Genomic DNA, 7,294 nt, shown 5'->3' on the forward strand with positions numbered 1-7,294 from the left:
CTGCTGCTGAGAGCAATCCACATAGATATCCGTGAGGCTATTAATCTCTTCCTCCAGTGGGTACAATGGTTTCATTAAACGGGAAACCGCCAGCACCAGCCAAAGAGGGAGAGCGCAAGCCCAATCTCTCTTTCTTCCTCTCACCTCGCTGGTCGGTTTCTTACCAAGGTGCGCTATTGTTGTTATATATAGATATATGTGTACGAGAGGACCATGAGCAAATGGGACAGTGCATCCTCGTCGATGGTTACAACGTGATCCGACGCAATCCTCAGTTTCGCGCCGCTTTGAGCCGGAGCCTAGAAAGCGCCCGCGAGCAGCTCATTACTCAACTTGTCCATCGCTATCGTCATACCCCCTACCACGTTACAGTCGTCTTTGATGGCACAGGCAAGTATGAGCAACACCTCTATGAGCGCCGCATCCATATCATTTACTCGCGGCATGGCGAAAAGGCTGACCAAGTCATTGCTCGCTTGGCCCGCGAGGCTCGCGCCTCCGGACATGAAGTCCAGCTTTTCAGCGACGATAGCGAAGTGCGTCAGTCAGTCACTCGGCAGGGTGGCCTGGCCACTTCCACACAAGGTCTGGCTGCAACCTTGAATGCCCCTCCACGCCAACTGGCCCAGCGCTTCGCTCATCAGATACGTATGCGCGCCCTTTATGGACTTGATCCCGCCTTCAAGCTAGAAGACTACGAGGACGCGCCCGCTCTTTCCAAACAGCATCTATCTCAGCATCGCCGGCGACGAGGCGCGCAGAAAAAAAGAAAACGCTACTGAAGCAGTCTCCTGTCTGCCTTGTCGGCCTCAATGGCGAGACAGCCCGGCTGCTTCAGTAGCACCAGGGTCCATTCTACCCCGGCCAAGCTTTCCCAGCACGGCAACCGCCACAATCCGGTTAGCTGACTGACTGGCTGCTCTGTCAGCTCACCTCTGCGGCAGACAAGCCAAGGTCAGACCGTACTTCTAGCAGGTCATGATACCACGGCTCGCTTGCTGGACTAACGCGACGTCTCAGGGACACGCTCACATGCCTCGTTTTTTGCAGCTTTTCCCACTAGAGTCGCTTCGCGCCGCACCGGTGGCGGCAGTTGCGGCTTGCGACCAAAACGGGTGCGCAGCACAAAGAGAAAGCCCTCCAGGATAATGGCTTTCGACATCTTTGATTGGCCTACACGCCGATCTTCAAAGACAATCGGCGTCTCAACGATGCGAAAACCCTGACGCCAGACCCGATAGACTAGCTCAACCTGGAAGGCATAGCCCCGCGAGCGAATCGAGTCGAGATCGATGCTTTCGAGAACCTCCCGCCGGTAACAGCGATAGCCGGCAGTACAGTCGTGTACCGGCAGAGCTAGCAGGGTACGGGCGAAAATATTGCCACCACCGCTGATCAAGCGCCGCAAGAAGGGCCAATTAGGCGTAGCCCCCCCCTTGATGTAGCGAGAGCCTATGACGAGATCGGCCTCTTCGATCAGGCGCAGAAAATCAGGCAAATAGCGCGGATCATGTGAAAAATCCGCGTCCATCTCGAAAGCGGCATCGTAACCCTGCTCCAGGGCATACTTGAAGCCAGCGATGTAGGCAGTGCCCAGGCCAAGTTTCCCTGGACGATGCATGACATGCACCCGCGCATCCTCTCTGGCCAGCTCCTCGGCTAGCTCTCCCGTGCCATCTGGCGAATGATCATCCACAATGAGCACGTCTGTCGTCGGCGCATAGCGAAAGATCTCCCTGAGAAGGGGGCGCAGGTTCTCTTTTTCGTTGTAGGTAGGAATGATGATCAGGGTTTTCATCATGGGTCGCTCACTCTCCGTTGCTTAGAGGTGCCGATGCTCGGGATAGTCTGTAGCTTCCATCGGCTTCAGACTGCTCTGTCCCCGAATCCACAATTGTTGAGAAATACATCTTTCCTTCCTCATAAGGCTCAGGCGCAAAAAGTTTTTTATATTGAGTAAGACGCAAGAAAAGAAATGCGATAACACCGAGCGCCAGGCCAAACCACAGTGTACAGAAACGAATCAAGAGTGTTGCGGCACCACCAATTACAGCGGAAGGGGAGACTAATAGGCGAATCAGCCCGAGCAAGCTACCATCGGCAGTACCTAGTCCTCCTGGTAGACCAGAGGCCGACCCCACCAGTGAAGAGACCGCCAAAATAAAGGTGGCCTTGAGCAAGAGGTCAGGCGAGGCTAGCACCCCCAGGCCGAGAAAGACAAAATAGAGCGCCAGGCACTCCCCTGACCAGGAGAGAAAGCCGATAGCGATCGCCAGCAGGAGAGGGCGCCAGCGCAACAACGTATAGGCACTCTCATAGAAAGCACGCAGGGGCTGCGCCAGACGCGAGAGCACAGGAAGCCGCTCGCCGGCAGCAAGTACCCTTAATGAAAGCGAGCGGTGCTGGATCAGCAAAATAACGGCTAAGCCCACCACAAGAAGGATGAGTAAGATTTCCCAGCCAAAGCGGTAGAAAACCAGCCCCGTAGCTGCCAACAAGAGCATCGCCAGCCCATCTGAGAGGCGCTCGGCCATAATGATCGGAGCCGTCCGGCTGATCGGTTCTCCCGTCGAACGCTTGAGGAGATATGATTTCAGTAGCTCCCCCACCTTCCCCGGCGTAATAGCCATCGACAAGCCCGAGAGGAAGATGAGAAAACTAGTCAGACGCGGCAGACGAATTTGCAAACGTTGGAGGTAATATTGCCACTTGAAAAAGCGGAAGCAATAATTAAAGAGCGTCAGTGAGAGAATCAAAGGCAGGAAGGACCAGCGGAAACTCGCAAGCGCCACCAGCATGCGTGGAAAGTCTGCATAGAGACCAATAGCCACGAGGACAACAAAGGCCAGCGCCAGCGAAAACGCTATGCCCGTGCGCACAGTCCGAAACCGGCTCGCAGTCATCATAGGCCGATGATCCTCCTCAAGCGATTACTAAGACGGGAGCACATAGAGCACCACAAAGATCACGGCAGCACAGAGAACAACCGTCGCCAGAGTGTGACGGTCACGCAACAGTACTTCCTCGGGGCTGCCCCCTTCCATGCGCATATAGACCAGGTACAAATAACGGAAAAGCCCATAAAGCACTAGAGGAATGGTCACCATGAGATGATGGTCCCCCGTCGGCCCCTGAAAGGTATAAAGACTGTAGGCCATGACCGTCGCTGCAGCGGTAATCGTGATCATCTGGTCCAACAGGGGAAGATTGTACTCCTTCAGGATCTGTCGATGAGTACTGGCCTCGCCTTGCAGTAACACCAGCTCGTGCCGCCGTTTGTTGAGAGCCAGAAAGAGCGAGAGCAAAATAGTGACAAGGTAGAGCCAGGGGGAAATCACCACCGAGATTACAACAGCTCCCGCCAAAATACGCAATAGGAAACCGCTGGCGATAATGAAAACGTCTAATAGAACGACGTGCTTAAGCCGCACACTGTAGAGAACCATCAGGACTACATAGGTCGCTAGTACAAGAGCAAAGAGCAGATCGCCCCCACCCAAGGAGCTGTAAGGCAGATGCTGACCACCCAGCGGAATAGCGAAAATAGCCAGGGTGAGCAGCGCCGCCCCGCCCAGGAGACAGCCCATTGCCACCACAGCCCATGAGATCGGCAAACGGCCCGAGGCCAGAGGTCGATTACGTTTGCGGGGATGACGCCGGTCGTTCTCCAGATCAAGCAGATCGTTCAACAAATAGATAAAACTAGAAACAAGGCAGAATGCTATAAAAGCTAGTAAAGTGTGGATCAGCGGGGCAACTTCCAAGAGACGTTTGGCAAAGAGAATGCCAACAAAGACAGCCAGATTCTTGGTCCATTGGCGCGGACGCAGGGCCTGGAACATTGCCCCAAGGCGGGCTTTGAAGGTCATGGTCCCTCCCATCGCCGCTACCTTCCTCCCCACTTCGCCGCTGACCAAAGTCATGCTTTGCTCGACCGGCTGCGATTGCTCCTTTTGATCGGTCAACGCTTCGTTCAATGGTCAAACGCTCCCTTCACTGCCTTCAAACTGCTCAATCCTGCAGGGCGGACTACCCTGACCTTTGTGTGAAGACGAGTAGTGGGGAAGGGGAGTAACAGACTCGGCAGGAAGTCAGGCGCTTGCTCTGTCCCTGTTCTAGCTTCAGCCCATTTCCCCCGTGCCGTGGCTCCTTCGCTAGCAGCCGGCGTTGAGAAGAGACAAGTCCCCCGCTTGCCCAGGCCACAGAGAGACTCTCAGGCATGGGAAGGAGGGAGAAGAAAGGCCTGCAGATCAGCCAGGTCAGGCTACCCGGTTCAGCTCACTTGCTCTCCGCCTCCCTCACTAGTAAATGCGCTCTTTCAACTCAGCTGGTCGCCGGAGCGTGATCCGATGACGATCGGTCGTAATATATCCTTTGGCGGAAAAATAGCCAAGCACTTTGTTGACGCTCTCACGCGAGGCTCCAACCATCGAGGCCAGATTCTGCTGGGTGAGCCGGATATCAATGCGTACGCCGTCCTCCGTCGGCACTCCATGCAGCTCGGCCAGCTCTAGTAGTTTCTTGGCCACCCGTCCAGGAACGTCAAGAGAGATGAGGTCTTCGATCATCTTGTCAGTATTACGTAGACGTCGCGAGAGCGATTCCAGCATATGGATGGCTATGCGCGGATTCTTGAGCAGGGCACGGTGAAAGTCGTCACGTTGCAAGGCATAACACTCGACGCGCTCTAGGGCTACGGCATCCGCTGAGCGCGGTAAGCCATCCAGAAGAGCAAATTCTCCGAAATATTCTCCTTTGCCAAAGATAACGAGTGAGATCTCTTGTCCCTCCGAACTATTAATAGAAATCTTGACTTTGCCCTCCTTGATGATGTAGAGTACCTGCCCTGGATCATCGCGGTGGAAGATCACTTCCCCGGAACGAAAGGTTCGCTTTTTGGCAACTGCCATTAACTCGCGAAGATCATCATCAGGGAGCTCTGCAAAACTCGATACTTGCTTCAAATACAGCATTTCATCTGTCGACATAAGGTGGTCCTCTCCTGGCCATAGGCAGCGGGATCAACGACGGCCTTTCTCAAATGAGCAAGCAAGTAGCGATACATGATTACAAGCGAGCCAGCAAGCCAGAGGCTCCATCAGGCAGTCAGTGCCGGCTTTGGCTCTTCCTCGTCAGGACTCGTTTGCTCACCAGGCTACCGATGCGAACCTGGCTGTGCGCTCCGCGGCCATGATAGCATACTGCTCTGAGCTGCGCAATGTCGCTACGCGGCTCCTTCCCTTCATGGGACTCAGTCGCTCGCTGCACTGCTCTGATTGCGCCCGCAAGCTATATTGGGACATTCCTTGCCTCATCGCTCGCTCGTTGGCTACTGGTCCTTGCCGGGGCCGGAGCATAGCCAGAGCCAGTATCCCTGTGCTATAATACTTAGTGCACAAGTCGGAATTAAGTGCGAGAGCCACTTTGCGCAACCGACATAGACAAGAGAGAAAGACCACGCCGGCCTGTTCGGTCTGACCTGACAGGGCAGGTCGACGAGAGGATGGGGTATCAGCTGATATGGCGGAGCTTATTACTGCCGATATGGTGATTCATGATGTGGTAACCAAGCACCCGGAGACCGTGAAGGTCTTCCACGGGTACGGGTTGCCTTGCACGGCGTGCGCGGTCGGTTCCCGCGAGAGTATCGCTGGTGGCGCGCGTACCCATCGTCTGCCTCCCGAGAAGCTGGACTTATTGCTCAAGGACCTCAATGCCGCCATCAAGGGGGAACCGATCTCTGTCGCTCCCAAAAAGGCGCCAGTTGGTCGCGGTATCCCGCTCACGATGGCTTCCGGGAGCGGGCGCAAGATCAAGCATGTGATCGCAGTGATGAGCGGCAAAGGGGGCGTCGGCAAATCGCTGGTCACCGGGCTGCTGGCGGTCTCTCTGCGACGCCAGGGCCAGCGGGTTGGCGTGCTCGACGCCGATATTACCGGGCCGAGTATGGCGCGCATGTTTGGCCTCAACGCCAAGCCGACGATGCTGCCAGATAACCGCATCCGACCAGTGGAGAGCCGTGGTGGCATCAAGGTGATCTCAATGAATATGTTCCTGGGAGAGGAGAGTGATCCGGTCATCTGGCGCGGGCCAATGGTGGCCAAAGCCATTCAGCAATTCTACAGTGATGTCGATTGGGATCTTCTCGATTTCTTGCTGGTAGATCTGCCACCAGGCACCTCCGACGCGCCTCTGACGGTAATGCAAGCCGTGGTTCCCGATGGCGTCATCATTGTCTCTTCGCCCCAGCTCCTGGCGACGATGGTGGTTAAGAAGTGCATTAATATGGTGCGTCATCTGAAGGGGACCATCATCGGTGTGGTTGAAAATATGGCCTACTTCGAGACGCCGTCGGGTGAACGCTACGAGATCTTTGGCCCTAGCCAGGGCGCTGAGCTGGTTGCTATCACTGGGGCTCCGCTGCTCGCGCAATTGCCGATCGATCCCCAGGTTGCCGCCCTCTGCGACGCTGGTCGTATCGAAGAGTATGAATCGCCAGCCTACCAGCTACTGGCTGAAAACTTCCTGAATACGCTGAAGATTAAGCGCTAAGGATCACCTGCCGAGGCTCCCCGCTTGCACTGGTCTGATCGCCTGTACCTAACCAGCAGGTGAGCTATCCCCCTCTGCTCGTTTTCCATCGTGGCTCCTCCGCTATGCTAGTAGCGAGAAGAGCAGAGGGGGAAAAGAGCAGTAGCGCAGGAGCAGGGGCACAGCGGACTCCGGTGAGAAAAGCCTAGTTCACGCGAAACGCTTACGCTGTGCCCCTGTTTGGTTGCCTGGACACTTGGGCCCGCCAGGCCCTGCCCTGGCACACAGCAGTATCTAGACGCCTGACTGCTGCGGCGAGATAGGCCCACCGGCCTACCCACCCTAGACTAAATCCGGCGCGGGAAGGAGCCTAGCACCTTGCAAAAGGTCGTATATTGCGCTAGATCAGCCAGGGCACTCCGCACCGGAGGATCATCACGGTGGCCCTCAAAATCAAGATAGAAGACATATTCCCAGATGCGCTGGCGCGAGGGACGCGACTCCAGCTTGAGCAGGTTGATGCCTCGCTCGGCAAGCACCCCCAGGCAACGATAGAGTGCCCCAGGCTGATGGGGCGTCGCCATGACGATCATGGTCTTGGCTGGTCCCTCTCGACGGGGCGCCGGATCACGCCCCAAGGCGATAAAGCGCGTGTGGTTATCCTTGATGGTCTGAATGCCCTCGGCCAGAATCTGCAGGCCATACAGCTCCGCAGCCGCTGCCCCAGCAACGGCTGCTACTCCGCGCAAATTCTGCTCTCGGA

The 7,294-nt window shown here is 56.0% G+C and carries 7 protein-coding genes; 2 read left to right on the forward strand and 5 right to left on the reverse strand.

Annotated elements, in window-relative coordinates; genetic code table 11:
* Positions 1 to 221 precede the first annotated feature (221 nt).
* Entirely contained in the window at positions 222 to 782 is a 561-nt protein-coding gene (locus IRZ24_RS14350) for an NYN domain-containing protein (protein ID WP_297165409.1), read from the forward strand.
* Between the two features lie 221 nt (positions 783 to 1,003).
* Here the strand turns inward: IRZ24_RS14350 and IRZ24_RS14355 are convergent, their stop codons facing one another.
* The 4 genes from IRZ24_RS14355 to IRZ24_RS14370 all read right to left on the reverse strand — a co-directional run bounded on the left by IRZ24_RS14355 (position 1,004) and on the right by IRZ24_RS14370 (position 4,988).
* Positions 1,004 to 1,801, reverse strand: coding sequence for a polyprenol monophosphomannose synthase (locus IRZ24_RS14355; RefSeq protein ID WP_297165411.1), 798 nt, complete (start codon positions 1,799 to 1,801; stop codon positions 1,004 to 1,006).
* A 7-nt stretch (positions 1,802 to 1,808) separates the two neighbouring features.
* Complete coding sequence (locus IRZ24_RS14360; protein ID WP_297165414.1) at positions 1,809 to 2,906, reverse strand: lysylphosphatidylglycerol synthase transmembrane domain-containing protein; 1,098 nt, start codon at positions 2,904 to 2,906, stop codon at positions 1,809 to 1,811.
* A gap of 27 nt (positions 2,907 to 2,933) precedes the next feature.
* A complete protein-coding gene (locus IRZ24_RS14365; protein ID WP_297165416.1) occupies positions 2,934 to 3,977 on the reverse strand; it encodes a decaprenyl-phosphate phosphoribosyltransferase in 1,044 nt (347 codons plus the stop codon).
* Between the two features lie 324 nt (positions 3,978 to 4,301).
* Positions 4,302 to 4,988: a Crp/Fnr family transcriptional regulator gene (locus IRZ24_RS14370; RefSeq protein WP_297165418.1), complete on the reverse strand. Its 687-nt coding sequence runs from the start codon at positions 4,986 to 4,988 to the stop codon at positions 4,302 to 4,304.
* Positions 4,989 to 5,520: 532 nt separating this feature from the next.
* Here IRZ24_RS14370 and IRZ24_RS14375 point away from each other — a divergent pair.
* Complete coding sequence (locus IRZ24_RS14375; RefSeq protein WP_297165420.1) at positions 5,521 to 6,552, forward strand: P-loop NTPase; 1,032 nt, start codon at positions 5,521 to 5,523, stop codon at positions 6,550 to 6,552.
* 326 nt (positions 6,553 to 6,878) lie between these two features.
* Here IRZ24_RS14375 and IRZ24_RS14380 read toward each other — a convergent pair.
* Positions 6,879 to 7,294 (reverse strand): prephenate dehydratase domain-containing protein (locus tag IRZ24_RS14380; RefSeq protein ID WP_297165422.1); only part of this gene is annotated, 416 nt, incomplete at its 5' end.

The organism is Thermogemmatispora sp. (genome assembly GCF_019683755.1).
Lineage (GTDB): Bacteria > Chloroflexota > Ktedonobacteria > Ktedonobacterales > Ktedonobacteraceae > Thermogemmatispora.

Coding starts and splice junctions, on each gene's coding strand:
- IRZ24_RS14375 (WP_297165420.1), top strand. CDS start 5,521: ATGGCGGAGCTTATTACTGCCGATATGGTGATTCATGATGTGGTAACC.
- IRZ24_RS14350 (WP_297165409.1), top strand. CDS start 222: ATGGGACAGTGCATCCTCGTCGATGGTTACAACGTGATCCGACGCAAT.
- IRZ24_RS14370 (WP_297165418.1), bottom strand. CDS start 4,988: ATGTCGACAGATGAAATGCTGTATTTGAAGCAAGTATCGAGTTTTGCA.
- IRZ24_RS14360 (WP_297165414.1), bottom strand. CDS start 2,906: ATGATGACTGCGAGCCGGTTTCGGACTGTGCGCACGGGCATAGCGTTT.
- IRZ24_RS14355 (WP_297165411.1), bottom strand. CDS start 1,801: ATGATGAAAACCCTGATCATCATTCCTACCTACAACGAAAAAGAGAAC.